At 46.0% G+C, this 21,818-nt stretch carries 20 protein-coding genes and 2 tRNA genes; 4 read left to right on the top strand and 18 right to left on the bottom strand.

Annotated features, from left to right (window positions below):
- Positions 1-99: 99 nt before the first annotated feature.
- Positions 100-957 carry an enoyl-ACP reductase FabI gene (locus CFT61_RS15550; RefSeq protein WP_089545314.1) on the bottom strand — a complete coding sequence of 286 codons (858 nt, stop codon included), beginning with the start codon at positions 955-957 and terminating at the stop codon, positions 100-102.
- Positions 958-1,087: 130 nt separating this feature from the next.
- The gene (locus CFT61_RS15555) at positions 1,088-2,044 is read right to left on the bottom strand and encodes an endonuclease/exonuclease/phosphatase family protein (RefSeq protein WP_089545332.1); all 957 of its coding nucleotides are present in this window, start codon (positions 2,042-2,044) and stop codon (positions 1,088-1,090) included.
- Between the two features lie 56 nt (positions 2,045-2,100).
- Here CFT61_RS15555 and CFT61_RS15560 point away from each other — a divergent pair.
- Positions 2,101-2,172 (top strand) — tRNA-Arg (locus CFT61_RS15560).
- Positions 2,173-2,301: 129 nt separating this feature from the next.
- Here the strand turns inward: CFT61_RS15560 and secDF are convergent.
- The 3 genes from secDF to CFT61_RS15575 form a co-directional block, all read right to left on the bottom strand.
- Complete coding sequence (gene secDF / locus CFT61_RS15565; RefSeq protein ID WP_089545315.1) at positions 2,302-5,325, bottom strand: protein translocase subunit SecDF; 3,024 nt, start codon at positions 5,323-5,325, stop codon at positions 2,302-2,304.
- Between the two features lie 110 nt (positions 5,326-5,435).
- The gene (locus CFT61_RS15570; RefSeq protein WP_089545316.1) at positions 5,436-6,533 is read right to left on the bottom strand and encodes an endonuclease/exonuclease/phosphatase family protein; all 1,098 of its coding nucleotides are present in this window, start codon (positions 6,531-6,533) and stop codon (positions 5,436-5,438) included.
- 4 nt (positions 6,534-6,537) lie between these two features.
- Positions 6,538-7,512, bottom strand: a complete 975-nt coding sequence (locus CFT61_RS15575) for a rhomboid family intramembrane serine protease (RefSeq protein ID WP_089545317.1) — start codon at positions 7,510-7,512, stop codon at positions 6,538-6,540.
- A 227-nt stretch (positions 7,513-7,739) separates the two neighbouring features.
- Here CFT61_RS15575 and CFT61_RS15580 point away from each other — a divergent pair, with 227 nt between their 5' ends.
- Positions 7,740-8,015 (top strand): HU family DNA-binding protein, encoded by a 276-nt coding sequence (locus tag CFT61_RS15580; RefSeq protein WP_089545318.1) that lies wholly within the window; start codon positions 7,740-7,742, stop codon positions 8,013-8,015.
- Positions 8,016-8,118: 103 nt separating this feature from the next.
- On the opposite strand, the gene CFT61_RS15585 is transcribed toward CFT61_RS15580, so the two are convergent.
- From CFT61_RS15585 to CFT61_RS15645, 13 genes are all read right to left on the bottom strand, one after another.
- Complete coding sequence (locus CFT61_RS15585; protein ID WP_089545319.1) at positions 8,119-8,934, bottom strand: FecR family protein; 816 nt, start codon at positions 8,932-8,934, stop codon at positions 8,119-8,121.
- A gap of 17 nt (positions 8,935-8,951) precedes the next feature.
- The gene (locus tag CFT61_RS15590) at positions 8,952-9,785 is read right to left on the bottom strand and encodes a hypothetical protein (protein WP_142990660.1); all 834 of its coding nucleotides are present in this window, start codon (positions 9,783-9,785) and stop codon (positions 8,952-8,954) included.
- A gap of 47 nt (positions 9,786-9,832) precedes the next feature.
- The gene (locus CFT61_RS15595; protein ID WP_089545321.1) at positions 9,833-10,828 is read right to left on the bottom strand and encodes a DUF4249 domain-containing protein; all 996 of its coding nucleotides are present in this window, start codon (positions 10,826-10,828) and stop codon (positions 9,833-9,835) included.
- 56 nt (positions 10,829-10,884) lie between these two features.
- Positions 10,885-13,629 carry a TonB-dependent receptor gene (locus tag CFT61_RS15600; protein WP_254919011.1) on the bottom strand — a complete coding sequence of 915 codons (2,745 nt, stop codon included), beginning with the start codon at positions 13,627-13,629 and terminating at the stop codon, positions 10,885-10,887.
- A 24-nt stretch (positions 13,630-13,653) separates the two neighbouring features.
- A complete protein-coding gene (locus CFT61_RS15605) occupies positions 13,654-14,175 on the bottom strand; it encodes an RNA polymerase sigma-70 factor (RefSeq protein WP_089545323.1) in 522 nt (173 codons plus the stop codon).
- A gap of 85 nt (positions 14,176-14,260) precedes the next feature.
- A tRNA-Gln gene (locus CFT61_RS15610) sits at positions 14,261-14,331 on the bottom strand.
- 66 nt (positions 14,332-14,397) lie between these two features.
- A complete protein-coding gene (gene tyrS, locus CFT61_RS15615) occupies positions 14,398-15,699 on the bottom strand; it encodes a tyrosine--tRNA ligase (RefSeq protein WP_089545324.1) in 1,302 nt (433 codons plus the stop codon).
- A gap of 63 nt (positions 15,700-15,762) precedes the next feature.
- A complete protein-coding gene (gene yidD, locus CFT61_RS15620; protein ID WP_089545325.1) occupies positions 15,763-16,014 on the bottom strand; it encodes a membrane protein insertion efficiency factor YidD in 252 nt (83 codons plus the stop codon).
- A complete protein-coding gene (gene rnpA, locus CFT61_RS15625) occupies positions 16,011-16,415 on the bottom strand; it encodes a ribonuclease P protein component (protein ID WP_254919012.1) in 405 nt (134 codons plus the stop codon). The genes yidD and rnpA overlap by 4 nt, the downstream gene beginning before the upstream one ends.
- An 8-nt stretch (positions 16,416-16,423) precedes the next feature.
- The gene (locus CFT61_RS15630; protein WP_089545326.1) at positions 16,424-17,173 is read right to left on the bottom strand and encodes a uroporphyrinogen-III synthase; all 750 of its coding nucleotides are present in this window, start codon (positions 17,171-17,173) and stop codon (positions 16,424-16,426) included.
- Between the two features lie 6 nt (positions 17,174-17,179).
- Complete coding sequence (locus CFT61_RS15635) at positions 17,180-18,211, bottom strand: DUF4271 domain-containing protein (protein ID WP_089545327.1); 1,032 nt, start codon at positions 18,209-18,211, stop codon at positions 17,180-17,182.
- A gap of 50 nt (positions 18,212-18,261) precedes the next feature.
- Positions 18,262-19,536 (bottom strand): methionine adenosyltransferase, encoded by a 1,275-nt coding sequence (metK, locus tag CFT61_RS15640; protein ID WP_089545328.1) that lies wholly within the window; start codon positions 19,534-19,536, stop codon positions 18,262-18,264.
- A 148-nt stretch (positions 19,537-19,684) separates the two neighbouring features.
- A complete protein-coding gene (locus CFT61_RS15645; protein WP_089545329.1) occupies positions 19,685-20,590 on the bottom strand; it encodes a tyrosine recombinase in 906 nt (301 codons plus the stop codon).
- A gap of 133 nt (positions 20,591-20,723) precedes the next feature.
- On the opposite strand from CFT61_RS15645, the gene aroQ reads away from it, so the two are divergent.
- Both aroQ and CFT61_RS15655 read left to right on the top strand, forming a co-directional pair.
- On the top strand, positions 20,724-21,158 hold the full coding sequence (gene aroQ / locus CFT61_RS15650) for a type II 3-dehydroquinate dehydratase (protein WP_089545330.1): 435 nt from the start codon (positions 20,724-20,726) through the stop codon (positions 21,156-21,158).
- Position 21,159: 1 nt separating this feature from the next.
- Complete coding sequence (locus tag CFT61_RS15655) at positions 21,160-21,798, top strand: O-methyltransferase (protein ID WP_089545331.1); 639 nt, start codon at positions 21,160-21,162, stop codon at positions 21,796-21,798.
- The last annotated feature ends 20 nt before the right edge of the window (positions 21,799-21,818 follow it).

A 21,818-nucleotide genomic window follows, 5' to 3' on the forward strand; every position in this document is an offset into this window, starting at 1 on the left:
AATAGGCAATACACCGCTTTTCCTATAGAAATCAGCGTGTATTGCCTATTATTATAAGACATGATGACGTATATTACATCATCCTTTCCTTGTTTTCAATTATCCGTAGATAACCTTACCATTCTCATCCTCGTAAGGAGTCATATCCTTAGCATACTGGTTCATGGCACGGAGGCTCATACCCATAGATGAGAAACCACCATCGTGGAAGAGGTTCTGCATAGTTACCTTGCGGGTGAAGTCAGAGAACATCATTACGCAATAGTTAGCGCAATCCTCTGCTACTGCATTTCCGAGTGGAGACATCTTGTCAGCAAAGTCCATCATATTCGCGATATCCTTGATACCCTTACCTGCAGTTGTTGCTGTAGGGCTCTGAGAGATGGTATTGATGCGGACATGCTTCTCACGACCATAGATGTAGCCGAAGCTGCGTGCGATGCTCTCGAGCATGCTCTTGGCATCAGCCATATCGTTGTAACCGAAGAAAGTACGCTGAGAAGCTACGTAAGTGAGAGCTACTACAGAACCCCACTCATTGATAGCATCCAACTTCTTGGCTACCTGCAACATCTTGTGGAAAGAGATAGCAGAAATATCCAAAGTCTTGTTCAAGAAATTGTAGTCGAGATCATCGTATGTACGATGCTTACGAACATTAGGGCTCATAGCAACAGAGTGGAGCACGAAGTCAATCTTGCCACCGAGCTTTTCCTGAGCCTCAGTGAATACCTTTTCCAAATCCTCAACGCTGGTCGCATCCGCTGCGATGATAGGAGCGTTGATCTGTTCAGCGAGCTTATCCAGCGTACCCATACGCAAAGCCATAGCTGTGTTACTGAGTGCGATGGTAGCACCCTCTTCAGCAGCCTTAACGGCTACTTTCCAAGCGATTGATTCCTCATTGAGTGCACCGAAGATGATGCCACGCTTGCCTTTTAACAAATTGTGAGTCATTGTTATCTTAATACTATATGTTTGTAAATCGTGCGCAAAATTACGAAATTTGTGCAATATATGCAAGCTTTTTCGCAAAAAAGTGCTATTTACACCACCTTTTTTTGCGAAAAGTCAAGTAAATCGTGCCTTATTTATCATCTATCCGGATGCGGGCCACCAATGGAAGATGATCGCTATAACCTCCTAAATACCTCGGACCCAGGTAGGTGCGATATGGTTTTTTACCGCCATATTTCTCATCATCTTCGAGCAGGAAAGGCAAATCTCCTATTCTGCAGGCATTTTCCTGATGTTGCATCGATTCGCTCAGCAGTATCTGGTCAAGACTTCGCCATTCTCCATGCCACCGGTAAGTGGCCTTTGCCCCATGGCTACCCCGTGCTCCGGCTGATATATTAATAAGGTGGTGCTGATAGAGATATTCCAGTGCGGGAGAGTCGTGATAATCATTGAAATCTCCTGCCACAATAATCTTTGCCCCACTTTGAAGCGCATAAATGGAATCCACAGCTTCTGCCAACTGGCTCGCCACCTGCAGGCGGTAAGGACGGGATTCACGCTCACCTCCCCTTCTACTAGGTGCATGCACCACAAACACATGCAGCGTATCGCCCGTGATGACACGTCCCGAAACATAGAGAATGTCTCTCGTAGGACGGGTAGCCGGCAGGCGTTTCACCCGAATAGACCAGGAACGTATCAATGAAAAGGAAAACGGCTGATACATCAAGGCTACATCGATGCCTCGCTCATCGGGCGAATTGGTCATCACATACTCATAACCAGCCGTACGGATGACTGAACGCTTGGTCAGGTCAAACAATACACTGTCGTTTTCCACCTCACAGAGAGCCACCAGGTCGGGAAGCTGCACATCTCCGGAAGCCTCCTCATACCCCAGCCCCACAATCTCCTGCCCCAGATGGTTCACCTTATGCCAATAGCGGTAGGGAGTCCAGTGATAACTACCTTCAGGCAGGAACTCGACATCATTCTTAAGCGAATCATGCCGTGTATCAAAGAGATTTTCGCAGTTTAATTCCACAAAAGTGAGTAAACTTGATAGGATGAGTGTTAAAAACATAGTCATTTATTTTGTATTGTCAATGTTTTAATGTATCTTTGCAGTCAGTTTTCGAAGGTCCCATAGTTTAACGGATAGAACGGAGGTTTCCTAAACCTTTGATCCGAGTTCGATTCTCGGTGGGACCACGTAAACGATAAAAGGTCGCTCCTATTTAACTAGGAAGCGACCTTTTATCGTTTTATAGTCTTGATGATTCCCTATTTCCATCCGGCATTCACCGGACAGAAACAGAAGAATCTCTTATTGTTTACGTTTTACTTAACCTCTGCAACAGCAGTCTCTTCAGCTGGCTCCTCCTTGATCTTACGGCCAAGAACGATGTATGCCATTGGAGATGCGATGAAGATAGAAGACAAAGTACCGAATACAACACCCAGAATCATTGCGAATGAGAAGCTGCGGATGCTGTCACCACCGAGGATGAAGATACAGAGCAACACAATCAATGTAGATGTAGATGTATTGATGGTACGAGCCAATGTCTCATTGATAGATGCATTGAAGAGCTGCTGACGGTCGCCCTTTGGATGCAACTTCAAGTTCTCACGGATACGGTCGAATACTACCACCTTATCGTTGATAGAGTAACCTACCACGGTCAGGATAGCACCGATGAAGGTCTGGTCAATCTCCAATGAGAATGGAACGAGACCCCACAGGAGTGAGTAGAAACCGATTACTGTCAAGGCATCGAATGCCAACGCAACAGTAGAACCTACAGAGAAGGCAACGTTGCGGAAACGTATCAGGATGTAGAGGAAGATAGCAATCAGAGCGAAGAGCACACTATAGATAGCACCCATAGTGATATCCTTAGCTACTGAAGGACCTACCTTAGTACTACTGATGATAGAACCACCCTGGCGAACGTCTGGGTTCTTGAATGCCTCAACACTCTTCTGAGATACCAGGTTAGCCTTCTTCAAGGCGTTGTAAAGGATAGTCTCAGCCTCATCGTCAACAGTTGGACTGTTGCTCTCAATCATATAGTTGGTAGATACACGGATAGTCTTACCATCTGTACCGATAGCGATAGCACTTGTAGTAGCCTTAGTACCATCTGCATTGACGAAAGCACCACCAAGAACGGTACGGATCTGCTCAGGCTCTACAGGATTCTCGAACTGTACTACATAGTTACGACCACCAGTGAAGTCGATACTCTTGCTCAAACCACGAACAAAGAAACTACCGATGAATACCACAGCAGCAACGATAGCTACGGTGAAGGTAGTCTTGTACATAGACATGAACTTGTACTTCTTGCCCTGCATCAGGTTGTGAGAAACAGGAGTATCAAACTTGCAGTGCATCCACTTGTCGTGGTTCAACTTATAGTCGTAAACCAGACGAGTCAAGAATACGGCTGTGAAGAATGAAACGATGATACCGATGATCCATGTGGTAGCGAAACCACGGATAGGACCTGTACCGGTAGTCAACAGGATGACACCTGTAATCAATGAAGTCAAGTTAGAGTCGAAGATAGCTGAGAAAGCATTACCATAACCGGCAGCTACAGCCTGCTTCATTCCCTTGCCTGAACGGAGTTCCTCCTTGATACGCTCATAGATAAGCACGTTGGCATCCACGGCAGTACCCAGAGACAATACCATACCGGCAAGACCCGGCAATGTCAGGGCAGCCTGGAATGACGTCAGAATACCGAGTGTGAAGAATACATTGACGAGCAATGCCAGGTTAGCCATCATACCAGGAACGATGTTGTACATCATCACCATGTAAACCATCAGGAGTACGAAAGCAACAACGAAAGAGATGATACCCATCTGGATAGACTGTGCACCGAGAGTAGGACCTACAACCTCCTCCTGAACGATACGTGCAGGAGCTGGCATACGACCAGACTTCAATGTATTAGCCAAGTCCTTGGTCATTTCGATAGTGAAGTTACCGGAAATCTGAGAATTACCACCATCAATCTCACCGTTTACACGAGGAGCAGAGTAAACTACACCATCCAGAACGATAGCGATAGCCTTGCCCACGTTAGCCTTGGTCATCTGAGCCCACTTGCGGGCACCCTCTGTATTCATCTTCATGCTTACAACAGGAGAACCCATCTGGTCGAATTCATCCTTAGCGTCTGTGATGACATCACCCTCCAATGGAGCACGACCTGTAGTAGTTGTCACCTTCAAAGCGTGAAGCTCATAGATGTTCTTCATCTTGATATTGTCAGCAGGCTGTGCACTCCAAAGCAAACGCAAGTCTGAAGGCAACAGGCGCTTAGCCACTGCAGAATAGATAATCTTGTTGATAGCAGCAGTATCGCGAACGCTGGCATAACCAACTGTACTCAAACCTCCACCAAGCTGCAAACGAGCCAACAGTGGGTGAGCCTTGATGGCAGCAGCATTCTGAGCATCCTCGCCTACCTTGGCAGCAGCATCGTCCTTCTTCTTGATAGAGAACTTAGTTTCTGCCTTCTTAGGCTCGGCCTTAGCTACTTCCTTCTTAGCGGCAGCAGAATCTGCAGCTACAGTATCATTCTTCTCCTCACCGTTATCGCCATTGGCAATACGAGTGTCGAGCTGCTGGAGATAAGGAGCGATTTCCTCTGAGTTATATGTCTCCCAGAACTCAAGGTTCGCACTACCCTGAAGCATCTTACGCATACGCTCTGGCTGGCTGATACCAGGCATTTCTACCATGATACGGCCCTGCTGACCTTCCAACTTCTGGATGTTAGGCTGTACAACACCGAACTTATCGATACGGGTGCGGACAACGTTGAAAGAGTTGTCGATAGCATCCTGTACAGAAGCGCGGATAGCCTTCTCTACCTCTGCATCGCTGCTCTGAGGAGAAACCTTGCCCTGCAACTGCTGGGTAGCAAATACCTCTGCGAGTTTATGACCAGGTGCGCTCTTGTGATAAGCGTTAATGAAAAGTGACACGAAGTCACCACCGTTAGCTTCTTCCTGAGCTCTGGCTTCCTTCATGGCATTGGTAAAACCAGCGTCGGTCTTGTGATCGGCAAGGTTTTCAATTACATCAGGTACAGAAATCTCAAGAATTACATTCATACCGCCCTTCAGGTCAAGTCCAAGACCAATCTGGGTCTCCAAGCAGTTCTGGTAAGAATAAACACCCAGATACTTTACAGAATCCTTATAATCCTGCTGAGCAATAGGGTCTTTGATCTTTGCAGCCTCGCTGTCATAGTAACGTGTGGCAAACGAGAATGACAAATAGAAGATACTTGCGAGAGTCAGTAAGACGGCTACACAAATTACAATTCCTTTGTTTTGCATTTCTATTTTATTGTTATTAATTTATTTATTTTCAGCTTTATAATTCATCATTACATATATAATGACGTGCAAAAATACGCATTTTTTTTCTTATATAAGAATAAATTGCCTTATTTTTGCTTTTTTGGGTGCATTTTTAGCTTACAGATGATAGGATAATGGTCGGAAACCGCTATTTTATCATCTACTTTACACTCATAAGGCTCCCAATCCTCAGAACACATGATATTGTCTATTCGTACGAAAAATCCACCACGATGATAGCTGATTCCCGGTCCGTTGCCGCTTTCTACATAGCAATCTACCAGATTCTTAGCTATCGTGCGATGCACGTAAGAGATCGGTCCGTCATTAAAATCTCCGCAGAGGATTGTGCTCATCCCCCGATGCTCCCTGATGTATCTCGCCACCGCTTCGGCTTGGGGCGCACGTTTCTTAGTTGCCTCTGCCAACTTCACCACCAGAAGCTTGGAGGTCTGCTCGGCAGTATCTACCTGCAGTTTTCCTACAACCAGTTTCTTGAACTGCTGCCGGTCTTCCTTGCTCAAACCCGTTGTCTCCAGATGATTATTGATAAGCAGAACTGGCTTATCGTTGATTTTCAAACGGTAAGCCACACTCATATTCCCCTGCGATTCGTAGGGAATCAGTTCCTTGGAAAGGATAGGATATTTACTCAGCAGCATCAAGGCGTTTCCGCCATGGGGATGAACCGTAACGTCCTGATAAGCATAAATCGGCTTCAGCATACTGTCTATCTGCTCTGCATTCCTGCCGGTAGGCTGCGCTTCCTGCAGGCAGACTATATCGGCATTCTGCTCCAACAGATAAGACAGGCAGATATTCACACCATCCTCATCTTCCGTCTGGTTTCCGAATCCCCAGGTATTGTACGACAGAACCTTGATGCTTCCCTTCGGAGCATCTCCCTTCATATTGACCGGCATATACTGGCGGACAGGTACGAAGCTGACCAGAAAGCCCAACAAAGGAATGAGAACATACCTGGCACGGAAGACGACCCAAAATATCAGAAAGCCAAGATTGAGGGAAAGAAAGACCGGAAAGAGCAGTCCTGCATTGCAGAATGCGGGAAAACGTTCCGGATTCAGCAGATCGGAATATCCCACCAATAACATAAAGGCGACAGTAGCCACATTGGCTCCTGCCACCATCTTGACCGTAAAATCCCTTAATCCATTCAACATGACGCTATCTGTTACTCTGGTCAAAAAGGGTCTGTTTCTCTTCTCGGGTCAGACTGTCATAACCACTCTTGCGTATCTTATCCAAGATACGGTCAATCTCCTTCTGTGCAGCCTTCTTGCGCTCTTCGGCTTCATCTGTACGCTGGAAATCTGTGGTATAGGTATCATTACGGCTATAATTATCGTTGCGGGTATAGTTCTCATTGCGGGTATAATCGAAACGTTGCTTGGTCTTCTTGTTTCTACCCCCAAACATATTACGTAACTTATCGAAAGAATCGGCAGCAGAAGAGTTATGATAACCTCCATCCATCTGTTTACGCCAGTAACGGATCATGAAGAAACCGAATACCATACCTCCCAGATGGGCAATATGTGCCACACCATCGCCACGGGTTGCCAAGGCAGAGAAGAGCTCGATGGCTGCATAGCCAATCACGAAATACTTCGCCTTGATAGGTACAGGCAACGGGAAGATGAATATTCGCTCATTAGGATAAATCATTCCGAATGCAAGCAGGATGGCATAGATGGCACCCGATGCACCTACCGTTGTCCACATGTTGAGATAATCACCCATAGCCATACGGGCACCCTCACCACTTACCACGAACTCATAGGCAGACATATCCTTGACGATATAGGTAACATACTGAGCTGCTTCCTGAAAGAGGCCGGCACCTACGCCGCAGGCTATGTAATAAAAAAGGAACTTCTTCGGTCCCCAGACTCTCTCAACGACACATCCGAACATCCAAAGGGCGAACATATTGAAGAGAATATGCTCGAAACCACCATGCATGAACATATACGTAAACAACTGATAAATATGAAAATCGGAAGCCATGAAGAAATGAAGTCCCAAGATATCATTGAGAACATACCCATCGGTTCCGTTCTTTCCCATGACCAGGCAGGCCAGAAAGGCCACCACATTCACTATCAGCAGATTCTTTGTAACTATTGGAATATTGCGCATAACAATTTTTGCCTTAACTATTAATGATCTTATTAAAATTTGAAATTTGGTGGCAAAATTACTAAAAATATCCGTGAAATCACCAAAAAATGAGTAGATTACAATAAAATTTCACTATTTTCATCACTTTTCTGCTTTTTTTATTTGAACTTTCAAAGGAAAAGACTATATTTGTAAGCAAAATCGATAATTGATAGAAATTACTAATCATTTAATAACGTATAATTATGAACAAGACAGAATTGATCGACAAGATTGCAGCAGGTGCAGAGATCACAAAGGCACAGGCTAAGGCAGCTCTTGACGCAACTACTAACGCGTTGAAGGAGGCTCTCATCGCAGGTGACAAAATCCAGTTGGTAGGCTTCGGTACCTTCAGCGTAAACGAGCGTCCTGCTCGCGAGGGTATCAACCCAGCAACCAAGGAGAAGATCCAGATTGCAGCTAAGAAGGTGGCTAAGTTTAAGGCTGGTGCTGAGCTCGCTGATGCACTCAACAAATAATTGTTAAGATTATTTTCGACATAAAAGGGCATTCCTCTCGGAATGCCCTTTTATTGTATGATATTATTTTGGCTGGCCTTTTTACGATGCTTTATTCACACACTTATCGTATCTGAACACCCAATGTCTCTTCTATCACCTGGATAACCTGTGGGATGGAATCCGTCTCGAAATCGCCAGTCAGACGCTTGCTCTCATCAGAAGCCGTATATCTGGTGCCTGACAATTTAGATAGTTCCTCCAATACTTCGGATAATGGAGTATTGTCGAAATGCAAACGATGCGTAGCCCATGCCACATCGTTGATGTCGTAATCAGCCAACAACTCAGGCTGGGCAGCCCCTTTCAGCAAACGGGCTCGCTTGCCCTTGGTCAGGAAAACGCCTTCAGCAGAATGGCGAGCTGTGAAAAGCACCTTTCCGCTGGTTACCATCACTTCGGGGGCATCTGTTCTTTCATCCACCATAAACTGGGTACCAAGCACCTTTACGTGACCATGCTCTCCGACTATATCGAAAGGATGCTGTTCATCATGCTTCACCTGATAATAGATGCAGCCCTTCATCTCCACCTTTCTGCAATCATCTTCCTGATAGGAAAGAGAAGAATGAGGCATCAACGATACCTTCGTTCCATCAGGCAGATGATACGCCATTACTTCCGATTCAGCAGAAAGCGTCACCGTCTTTGGCTGCAAAAGCGTATAGACTCCTATGGTGAAGAGCACCAGAATAGATGCAGCCACAGCTATCCAGCGGATGCGACGCATGCGTAAAGATACAGTTGCTGCATGCGAAACTTCTTCATCAGCAATGCCAACCCGAGCCTTCACCTTCTGCAAGGCCTTCCGGGTATCCAGCTTGCCCGGCTGAAAATACTTCAGCACAAAATCCTGTTCGTTCTTGTTGATCTTCATCATAGAATCCCTTTCTTCCTTTAAAATTGTCCTGTAATAGATGCAAAGAGCGTATTGGTATGCTTATACTTCTCGATGCCATTATATCGCTTACCCTTCGTATAGCGGATATTGTTTCTGCCATTTTCGATATTGAAGTCGCTTGTCAGCCATCCCAAAGACAGAAACACGTCGCCCGAACGGAAGGTCAAAGCCGACTTGATGCGCCAAGCCAGCCATTTTCCGCCATGATTACTGACGGTTCGGATAGTTGCATTACCATAAAGCTCATCTTCATAAGATGCAGGATGCCCCACACCTTGTGCGTCCTTGATTTCGGTAAAAGATACCCTATCATTATAAAATGGCGTGATGCAGAGTCCAGGCTCACAATGCAGCATCAAGCCCGCAGTACGACGCTTGCTCAACCACAAGGTAGGAGTACGAAAAGCCAAGCCTGGCGTTAAGTTGATTTTAATAACCCTCTTCGGATCATATTCATCATCTTCATAACGTTCCATCAACGGTCTATCCCCGTAGTTGTCGTTCCATTCTATTCCACAGGAGATGCCTGCATAGGTCAGGGGATAATAGGCAAATGTCAACTCAACCATGTAACTACATTCATTGGCATCACAAAGTCCGCCCGTAATACCAGCCACATAGCGCAGCAGCTTGGTATCCGCCTTTCTCTTCATGCGATTGATCATCTCCACACGCTGTTCAAAAGTCATAGAATCCTTCACCGCTTTCACGGTATCATTCAAGATACTATAACCCGTATTCTTCTTCTGAACAGAAACATCAGAACCTTGTGCCTTGCCGGCAATGGCAAAGCACAAGGCACCTAAAATGATAAAAAGACTTCTTTTCATACTCCTCACTTTTTTATTTGGTATATATTCCTCCATTATCTTCGGAATCAGAAGAGCCGAAGAAACTTCGAAACAGAACTTATATTGTAGCCAGCCACCACTCCGAAGCCTCCTTTTACATTCGAATAGGTAGGGGTAACCTGCATCAAGCCCACATCTGCCCAACTGTTGCTCTGCGCATCGTTGATACTCTTGAGAAACCGATAATATTCAGGAGTTACCTTGTATAAATCTACTACATAAGAAAAACTATAAAATGACTGATAATATGAATTAGAGTATGTATCCAGATGAAGTGTATAGGTCTTGCCATTTATCGTACGGTCATTGAAGATGTAGGCATTACCAAAATACTCATAATCATCCATACCGAAATCATCATCCAGCTTCGACTTCTTGTTCAACAAGGGTTCATTGTCTGTCAGCAGCCCCAGATCACGGCTCTTTTCTCGATTCAGTAATCTGAGCTTCACCGAATAATAATCTTCCGAAGAAGGATTATCATGGAAAATAGCTTCTACCCTATCAATGGTTATCGAGTTATAACCATCCGATGATTTCATTTCCAATTTAACATCGCCCAACTCCACTCCTACCTTCTCTGGGATATAAGTAGATGCTGAAACAGATGAGAAATCCTGGGCAGAAACCTGGAGACTGATTTGATCTCCAGCATTCTGCTTGCCTACCACATAATACTGGCCTACCAGTTGTGAAAGAACATCGGAGTTTGTGCTTCTGGTAAAGAGTTGAGCCTCTTCCTCGTTTGCGATGCGTTTCACCGTTTGCTCCACCCCATTCACCTTATATATAATATGTGCATCTACCTTTTCGCGGGATAAGATGTCAACATTCCCCTTTACTGATGCTACAGGCAGACTCTTAGCTACACTGACGAGCGTGGTATCACCTTCGGTAGGAAAGCAATACACCACCAGTCGGGAATGATCCTGCAGCTTTTGAATATCAAAATCATCTTTGCAGGAAACCAACGCCAGGCATAAAAGCATGAAGCTAAATGCCCTATATATCATTGTTTTCATTTTTATCTCTTTTTATCTTTACATAAATCTACATCTACTATTCACCATGCAATTCCTTAGAATTTAATGGTATAGCTGAACGAAGGAATGATTGGGACAAATCCCTTGTTCTTTGCCCTAAACCGCTTTGTTTTCTCATCGTAATCCACCTTGACATACATCGAGTTCAGGTGACAATATGCATTGTAGATGCTCAAGTTCCAGATGCGCTCATGTCCATGCTTGGTAACATGATGGAAATCAAAGCCCAAGTCCAGACGATGATAAGCCGGCAAGGTCAGGTTGTTGGGGATGGCATAGACAAAAGATGCCGAATCCCACCAACCGCCAGGATATTGATTGCCACCATCCGGTAAACCAGGCAGTGCCGCTATCTGAGTCGGAACGGTGGCATGATTGCCGGAATGATAACTCCACACCGCATAGCAGCTCACCTTCCTGTTGAAATCATATCTCAAGGAAAGATTCAACTTATGGCGATTGTCATACTTGTCGTAATACCAGTCCTGATAGAATTCATCATACTTTCGCTTGTTCCAGGAGAGCGTATAGGAACCGCTCAAGGTCAGGTGATTGGTACGATAAGTGGCATCTGCCTCCAAACCATAGAACAATCCCTTGCCATCCATCACCTGACTATCCCAATTCTCTGCCGGAGGTTCGATTCCCAACCAGCTGCTGTATTGCAGAAGATGCTTCGAGAGCTTGTAATAGCCTTCGAGCGATAAAATCCAGTGGCGATTCGGCTGCGCATAGATGCCAGCCGCTATCTGATAAGAACGCATCGGTTTCAAATCCTTGGTGGTTGGCACCCAATAATCAGTAGGCAAATCCAGATAACTGTTGGATATCTTATGCACATACTGAGTCATCTGCGTGAAAGAAGCCTTCAGCGATACCGCATGACTCCACTGGTATTTCAGTGCGAAGCGAGGGTCTATATTGAAGAAATTCTTGTTGCTGATATGAAATAATCCCAGATGAAAGCCAGCATCCAGGCTCCATTTATCATTGAGATAGATTTCATCCTCCGCATACGCCGACCATTCATGAGACACATGCCTATTGGTACTATTCACACGGATGGTATCCATCTCAGCACCACTTCCACCTCCCACATAGTCAAGCTGCATCACCGTTTGAGGACGGAAGAGATGCATCGTGTAGTCATGACCGAAGCGGATATGATGACGGGGATTCGGACGGTAATCAAAAGCCGTGCGATAACCGGCATCATAGATCGTAGAAGTATAGCCATGCTCCAAATGACTCCACACCGTTTCTTCCTGGGTTTTCGGATATATATCCCTATCATCATCCAGGGAATAGAGTTTGGAACGATTGTGGGAATATACAGCCGTGAAGTTAGCAAAGAGCTTCGGTGAAAACAGATAGTTCCAGTTCAAAGCCACATTGAAGTTTCCCCAGTTGAGTTGCGTCTTCGTTAATTCCTTATTATATGAATCACCTTCATGGTACCAATCCCCCTTGCTATCATCCAGGTCATCCTTCACGTCCCAACTGTCCTTGCCGTGATAGAGACTCAAGTTTATTTTCGAACGGTCGTTGAAACGATGGGTTACCTTGGCATTCAGGTCCATGAAGTAATAACCTATCGAAAGTTTCTCATCCGGATCAGAGAAAGCCTTGGTCAGGGGACGGGACAGCAAATCCAACCAGGAACGGCGCATACCTATATTATAAGAGGTCTTGCCTTTCTGGATAGGTCCCTCAAACTGCACACTGGCATCGAGCAGTCCGATGCGATAGGCACCATGAAACTGATTCATGTTTCCATCGGCAGTACGCACATCCACCACCGACGACAATCTTCCACCATATCGTGCAGGAAAGCCACTCTTGTAGAAATCCACGTTTTTCACCACATCAGCATTGAAACTGGAGAAAAGCCCCAGCGCATGATTCGTATTATAAAGCGGAGTACCATCAATCAGAAAAAGATTCTCATCGCCATTGCCGCCATGCACATAGAGTCCGCTTGCCAACTCCTGTCCTTCTGCCACTCCACTCACACGCTGCAGGGTCTTCACCACATCCGGCGAAGACATCAGGGCAAACTCTGTCTTGATATCCTTGTTCGAAAAGGAGCGCTTGCCGGTTTGTGTGGTCAGAAGAGGAGAGTTCAAGTCGCCATCTACCACCACCTCAGGCAGTTTACCATCAACACGGAGTGCCATATTATGATGCATATCTTTCGAGAGATTCAGCTTCTCTACCTTGTCGGCATAGCCCACATACGAAAAGCGAAGCTGATGCTCGCCTTCGGGCAGGGTAAGCGAAAAGAAACCATATTCATTGGTGGTTGTACCGATGCCATCCGTCAGATCATAGATGGTGGCATTAATCAGCGATTCGCCACTCTCGTCACGGACGTATCCGCTGAGAGTATGGCGACGCTGAACCTGCTGAACTTTGTGATTGATATTCGTGTAAGATGTTGATATTTGTTGTACGGGTTTTCGCTTCAATATCACATAGTTCGCATTGATAGTATATAGAATATGAGTTTTCTCGAAAAGCGCCTTCAGTGCCTTTTTCACCGAAAGATGCTGGATATCTGGTCCATGATACTTGATGTTCAATTCCCCATCAAGCGATGAATCATAGACGAAGTTGATTTTCCTGATGCGGTGCAGCCAATCCATCTGCTGACGGATGGTGGTAGAAGTCTGAGCCTCCACCATCATCTTCGGCGTGCCTGCCAACGTTCGAGCTGGCAAGGCTAGAATTGAGAGCGCAAAAATAATCTCTTTACCTTTCATAACTGTACTTTTATTCATTCTTTTATTGCTATAACGCAAGAATTACAGAATACCCCCATGGATGAAAGGTAAAATATAGAAAAAATCTGCAAGAAAATCATCTTTCTTGCCTCGTAAGGTCTTTAAAGCCTTGGAAATCTGATGTTCTACGGTCTTTTCCGACAGGTTGAGTTCTTCTGCAATCTCCCGATAAGTCATACCGTCACGCTTGCTCATCAGGAAGATTTCCCTGCATCGTTCGGGCAATAGCTCGATAGCCGTCCACAATTCTGCCTCCCGGAAAGAACTTTCCTGTGCCAGGTCATCAGAAATTGTGCCGCTCAAGTCAGAAGGAGAAATCTCCGTATCTATCGGAGACTGGTGGCGCAACCGGTCGATGCAGGCATTGCGCACAGAGGTATATAAGAAAGCCTTGATGTTTTCCGGCATGATGTTCCTACTTATCAATTTCACAAAACAATCCTGCACCACGTCTTCAGCCTCATCGATATCATGCAGATAATGAGTGGCATAAAGACATAGCGGACGATAATAGTGCTGAAATATCAAGTCTATCTCTTGCATAAACCTTCTCTACCTAAACTAAACTCTTATATAACAAAATAACCCTTCAAATCCGCAAAGACCTGAAGGGTTATTTCATAATCTGTTGTCCCAGGCGGATTCGAACCACCACTGACAGAACCAAAAACTGTAGTGCTACCATTACACCATAGGACAAGCAAATCGGATGCAAAGGTAGTGGATTTTTTCTCCACTACCAAATATTTTCAATACTTTTAACGATTACTTAACGGTAATCAAGAAGTAGTTCTTCTTACCTTTCTGAACCAAAAGATACTTGCCGTCAATCAGGTCATCAGCAGTTACAACCTGGTCGAAAGCAGCGAGTTTCTCCTTGTTGAGTGAAACGCCACCACCCTTAACGAGCTTGCGCATCTCGCTCTTACTTGGGAAGATCTGCATGCCCTCCTGATTGAAGAGATCTACGGCTGTACCACCGAGCAGGTTCTTGTCGAGGTCGTAGTGAGGAACATTGGCGAATACATCGTTCAATGTAGCCTCATCGAGCTGTGCCAGATTCTCCTTGGTAGCCTTACCGAAGAGGATGTTGCTGGCTGCGATAGCCATATCCAAGTCCTCCTGTGAGTGAACCATTACGGTAACCTCCTCAGCCAGACGCTTCTGGAGTACACGGCGACCAGGATCCTGCTTGTGCTCTTCTACGAGGGCATCGATAGTCTCCTTGTCAAGGTCTGTGAAAATCTTGATATACTTCTCAGCATCATCATCGCTTACGTTCAACCAGAACTGGTAGAAAGCATAAGGAGTTGTGCGGTTGCGATCCAACCAGATGTTACCACTCTCTGTCTTACCGAACTTCTTGCCGTCTGCCTTGGTAATCAAAGGACAAGTGAGGCAGAAGCACTCTGCATCGTTACCCAATGTACGGTGAATCAACTCAGTACCGGTAGTCATGTTACCCCACTGGTCATTACCACCCAACTGGAGGCGGACACCATACTTCTCATACTGATAGAGGAAGTCGTAGCCCTGGAGCAACTGATAGGTGAACTCTGTGAAAGACAAACCGTCACGAGCCTCACCGTTCAAGCGCTTCTGCACGCTATCCTTAGCCATCATATAGTTAACTGTGATGTGCTTACCTACCACGCGCGCAAAGTCGAGGAAGGTGAAGTCCTTCATCCAGTCGTAGTTGTTAACCAACTCAGCCTTGTTAGGCTCATTGCCATCGAAGTCGAGGAACTTAGATACCTGCTTCTTGATAGCTTCCTGGTTATGATAGAGAGTCTCAGAGTCGAGCAGATTACGCTCCTGGCTCTTGCCAGAAGGGTCGCCAATCATACCTGTAGCACCTCCCACGAGGAGATAAGGCTTATGGCCACAACGCTGCAAGTGACGCAACATCATGATACCGCAAAGGTGACCGATGTGCAGAGAGTCTGCAGTAGGGTCTGTTCCGAGATAGGCAGACACCATGTGGGTGTTAAGGTATTCCTCAGTACCTGGCATAATCTGTGCCAGCATACCACGCCATTTCAATTCTTCAACAAAATTTTTTGCCATCGAATGTGATTTCTTTATATATTATATAATATGTATAAGGGGCCCAGCGAAACAGCCGGAAACTTACGGCACGGGATCATAGCCCGAACCACCCCAAGGGTTGCATCTCAAGATACGCCATATTGCCAAAGCCAGCCCCTTGAAAGGTCCATGCTTCCGAATGGCTTGCCTGGCATATTCAGAGCAGGTTGGCTGAAAGCGGCATGATGGCGGTGTATAGGGAGTGATGCACTTCTGATAGAACAGGATAGGAAGTACCAACAGCCAGGTCAGTACTTTTACGAATCCATGCCAGACGATATGCAGATACTTCATAGTTTCTCTACCAATCGTTGCAGGTTCTTGTTCATCTTGGCATTCAGCTCAGCCGAATCGTGCAGTTTGCCATCCTGCCAGATGACGGCAAGCAGCAGCTGCTTGTCGGGCATCTGTGCCATACGCTCCATCAGCTCATGCTTCTGGGTGCGGTAAGCCTCACGGATCTGTCTTTTCACCCGATTGCGTTTCACGGCTCTCTTGAAGAATCGTTTCGACACGCTTACCATCAGTTCTACAGAAGCACTCTGCTCATCAGTCTTGTCAACAACAAGATACACCATCTTCAAGGGCCAAGCCGTCATAACATGGGCTTTACCGCTAAAGAGCTGGTCTATGAGCGTCTGCTTGCATAGGTGCTCTCTCTTTCCGAAAGTGTTATCTGTTTCTGTCAACATCATATAGTTTCTTATTTATTGTTTCGCTTCAGATAATCCTTCAGCGCTCCAGTCATGGATGGGAACTCCTTGGTAGGAGCCTCCAAGTCGATGCGAAGACCTTCGTCAGTTACAGTCTTCATGGTTGCCGGACCGAAAGCACCGAGAGCAATCTTGCCCTGCTCAAACTTAGGGAAGTTCTTCTTCAGGGCTTTTACTCCTGTAGGACTGAAGAAAATCATCATATCATAGTCGAACGACTTGATTTCTTCCTCTGTGAAGTCATTGCTTACCGTGCGATACATCACGCACTCAGTATGATTCAGCTTCTTCTCGTCGAGAAGGTTCTTCACATCATCATTGTGCACACTACTCAGTGGAACGAGATATTTCTCTCCTTTATGACGACTCATCTGTGCCATCAATCCGTCGATCTTACCAGTATCACCGAAGAAGACCTTGCGCTTACGATACTGTACATACTTCTGGATATAGAGTGCGATGGTCTCAATAACACAGAAATACTTCATATCCTCAGGAATGGTAATACGCATCTCCTTGGCTAATTTGAAGTAATTGTCCACTGCATGGCGAGATGTAAAAACGACTGCAGTATAGTCTAACAGATTAATCTTCTGCTGACGGAATTCTTTCGCTGTAAGTCCCTCAACCTTAAAGAATGGGCGGAACACACATTCTACGCCGTACTCCTTCTCGATATCATAGTAAGGAGATTTCTCACTTGCCGGTTTTGGCTGAGAAACTAAAATTTTTTTAATCATCTTGTCTTAAAAGTTTATTTTCAAATAATGACTGATTAATACGAGTCCACCCCAAAGGGCAGACAGAGGTACTACTTCAAGGGCACAAAAGTACAAAATTATCTGCAAAAACAAGCCATTTCTTTTAAAAAAGATAAGATAACTCTTATAAAATGACAGTATTTTCACCAATACGAGTACTATTATGGTATATATCACTGCTACCTGGAGCGATAAGTCGAAGTAAGACAGGAGCATAACTACCGGGAACAGCAGTACTCCCTCACAGGATAACAGGAAGAGATACGCCTTGAGCCATTGTTCATTTTTTTTCTTATCGAAGAATACCAGACCCGCTATGGTATAGAGTAAAGCCTTGATCAGGCAATAGCTCATCACATATCCGGCATAGATACAGATTACCCAATTCTGCTCGATGGTAAACGTATCGCTGATGGATGCCTTCGAGTAGAAGAAGTATCCGAGTGCCACCAGCAGGCAGGTCTGCAATACAAAGAAGAACTGGAAGCGAACCTCCGAACTCGTCTCCGTAATCACCGTAGTTCCCTCTCGCTGAACGCGGAAGAAGGCCTTTGCCTGGCGGAAAACAAAATGCTTCGACTTGGAGAATGCAATACATGCCAACACAAAGCACAAAAGCAGCAACGAGGTGATGAAATTGTCGCCCGCCACCGTATAAGGCACCGGATCACCCGCCACGCCCAGTCTTCCACCTCTTAGCTCAGGATGGAAGAGCGAGTCTTTCGAGAAGAACGACTCACGATAGTATTGTGGCAAGCTCACATCTCTGAAACTCTTGCCTGCCTTATGTCCAGGCAGATGCAGGGTATCGGGCATCCCGCTCCAGTGAGTAATCTCACAGGGTTTGACGTGCGCCCTGATCATGGAATCCTGTTGGGCAGGGGTCGCATTCTTAGGCAGCCAACTCAGCACCTGCTTAGGTGTGAGTTGGCTGCTATGTTTTTGCTGGACAGATTGCTGCTGAGATTCAGCATCAATCTCCAGACCTGTATGTATCGAATCTGCTTGCTGCACCATTCTTTTCTATCGATTTCCTAAGAAACCGCTCTCTTATTGTTATTCGTTCCTTAAAGACCGAAAGCCTTCTTGATTTCATCTACCTTGTCGAGCTTCTCCCATGTGAAGAGCTCCACCTTCATGGTCTTTGCTTCGTGATAACGGCTGGTGAAGGTCTTCTCCACAACCTCGTTCTTACGTCCCATGTGTCCGTATGCGGCAGTTTCAAAGAACATTGGCTGGCGCAACTTCAACTGGCGCTCGATAGCCTTTGGACGGAGATCAAACATCTCGGCAATCTTCTTGGCAATCTCGCTGTCGGTCATATTCACATGGCTTCTGCCATAGGTATTTACGTAGATGCTTACAGGCTCTGCCACGCCGATAGCGTAACTTACCTGAACCAACATCTCGTCTGCCACGCCGGCAGCTACCATATTCTTGGCGATGTAACGGGTTGCATAAGCTGCAGAACGGTCCACCTTACTAGAATCCTTGCCAGAGAAGGCACCACCACCGTGAGCACCCTTGCCACCGTATGTATCTACGATGATCTTACGGCCGGTAAGACCTGTATCTCCATGAGGACCACCAATCACGAACTTACCGGTAGGGTTTACGAAGTACTTGATGTCGTCGTTGAAGAGAGCCAATACCTTGTCGCTCAAGTGAGTCTTTACTCTTGGAATCAGGATATTGATCACATCCTCACGAATCTTTGCCAACATGGCATCATCATCGTCCTCGCCATTTGACTTCTTGATGAAGTCATCGTGCTGGGTAGAAACCACGATGGTATCGATGCGCTGTGGGATATTATCGTCTGAGTACTCGATGGTAACCTGGCTCTTAGAGTCTGGACGGAGATAAGTCATCACCTTACCCTCCTTGCGGATATCAGCAAGCACACGCATGATGAGCTGTGCCAGGTCGAGTGATACAGGCATGTAGTTAGCGGTTTCGTTTGTAGCGTAACCGAACATCATACCCTGGTCGCCAGCACCCTGATTCTCATCCTCCTCACGGCTTACACCGCGGTTGATGTCATCACTCTGCTCGTGGATGGCAGTGAGCACGCCACAAGAGTCACCGTCAAACTGATACTCGCTCTTGGTATAACCTATCTTCTTGATGGTCTTGCGGGCGATAGTCTGCAAGTCAACATATACATTAGAGCGAACCTCGCCCATGATTACTACCTGACCAGTAGTACAGAAGCTCTCGATAGCGCAGTGAGCATGGTCATCGTATGCCAGGAACTGATCGAGCAAAGCATCTGAAATCTGGTCGGCCACCTTATCTGGATGTCCTTCAGAAACTGATTCTGATGAAAACAAATATGCCATATTTTTCCTTTATTTTCTGTTATTAATTGATGTTCTTTATTTTGCGGCTGCAAAGTTACGCATTTTTTTTCAGATTCTGCCATATTCAGCCGAAAAATAGAGCAAATACAGCCGAATAATCCTCCTTTTGTAGCTGAATCATAACCATTTATTCTTCCCTATGCTTGATATTGCGTGGATGATGGTATAAGATGGCATCCCTGAGGTCGGAAGTTTCGATATGCGTATAGATTTCCGTGGTTCCGATGTCCTCGTGTCCCAGCAGTGCCTGAATCACTCTCAGGTCGGCTCCACCCTTGAGCAGAGCGGTGGCAAAACTGTGTCTCAGCGTATGGGGCGAAATGGTTTTCTTGATACCCGCATCCTGTGCCGCATTCTTGATCATGATGAGAATCATCACACGGGTAAGATGGGCACCTCGGCGGTTCAGAAAGACATAATCTTCCTCTCCGGGCTTGATCTTCATGAGATTGCGGTCGATGTACCACAGGTGGATTTCCTTCAATGCCCTGTCAGAGATAGGCACCAGCCTCTCCTTCCTTCCCTTTCCCAGAACTCTGATAAACTTATCCTCCTCAAAGATCTGACTGATCTTGAGATTCACCAGTTCCGTAACACGCAGTCCGCAGGAGAAAAGGGTTTCGATGATAGCCTTATTGCGCTGCCCTTCCCATTTCGAGAGATCGATGGCAGCCTCCAACATATCCACCTCCTCTACAGAGAGATATTCCGGCAAATGTTCGCCTATCTGCGGCGAAGGCAACAGTTCGGTAGGATCATCCTTGATATAGCCGTCGGTCACCAGATAACGGTAGAAGGAGCGCACACCACAGAGGATGCGTGCCTGTGAGCGGGCAACGATGCCTTTGTCGTGAAGACTTGCCGAGAAGTTCTCCAGATTTTCCAGCTTCATATCCACCAGTGCCACATCGTTCTGGCGGGCATATTCTATGAGATATTCCAGGTCGTGGCGATATGCCTCAAGCGTATTATACGTATAGTTTCGCTCCAGCTTGAGGTACCTCATATAATTCCTGATGATGTCATTTGCCATTTTCTTATCTAAATTCTTGTCAGTTTCCAATTTTATTATTACCTTTGCATCAGGGTTAGCTACGAGATAGATAACCTATGCATCTGCAAAGATACAAAAAATTAATGATACAGACTTAAAAAATCATGTGATTATGAAGATACAGATTATCAATGGTCCTAATTTGAACCTCCTGGGCGTTCGCGAGCCAGGCATTTATGGCAGCAATTCTTTCGAGAGCTATCTGCCTAAGTTGAAGGCTAAATATCCTGATGTAGAGATAGAATACTATCAGAGCAACATCGAGGGCGAGCTTATCAACAAGTTGCAGGAAGTAGGCTTCACCTACGATGGCGTAGTGCTCAATGCGGGTGCCTACACCCACACCAGCATTGCCTTGCAGGATTGCATTCGCAGCATGAAATGCCCTTGCGTAGAGGTACATATCTCCAATGTGCACAAGCGCGAGGAGTTCCGCCATCACTCTTACATCTCCTGCGCCTGCCTAGGAGTCATCTGTGGCTTCGGTCTGGCTTCCTACGACCTTGCCATCGCAGGAATCTTATCACAAAAGGAAAACGGGGAGTAAGATGACCGAAACAGAATTGATAGACAAATACATCTGCCAACATATTGAGCCAGAGGGAGATTACCTCTATCGCCTCTACCGTGCCACCAATATCCATACCATTCACGGACGTATGGCGAGTGGTCACATCCAGGGCAGATTACTCAAGATGCTGGTTCAGATGATTCGCCCCAAGAATATTCTTGAGGTGGGAACCTTCAGTGGCTACAGCGCCATCTGTCTGGCTCAGGGATTGCAGGAAGGAGGCAAGCTCTATACTTTCGAAATCAATGACGAGATGGAGGATTTCACCCGTCCCTGGATTGAGGGTTCGGATGTTGCCGACAAGATTGATTTCCGTATTGGCGATGCCAACGAAGAAGCACCCAAACTGGGGGTGATGTTTGACCTGGCTTTCGTGGATGGCGACAAGCGCACCTATATTGAGACATACGAGATGGTGATGAAGATCCTGAATCCTGGCGGATATATTCTGGCAGACAATACGCTGTGGGACGGGCACGTCATCGACCCAGCCTACGACCGTGACCATCAGACCAAGGGCATCCGAGCATTCAATGACCTGATTGCCAACGACCCTAGGGTGGAAGTAGTCATCCTGCCGCTGCGCGATGGCTTGACACTCATCAGAAAGAAATAAAAAGAAATAAGCATAAAAAA

Source organism: Segatella copri (assembly GCF_002224675.1).
Taxonomy (GTDB): Bacteria; Bacteroidota; Bacteroidia; order Bacteroidales; family Bacteroidaceae; genus Prevotella; species Prevotella copri_U.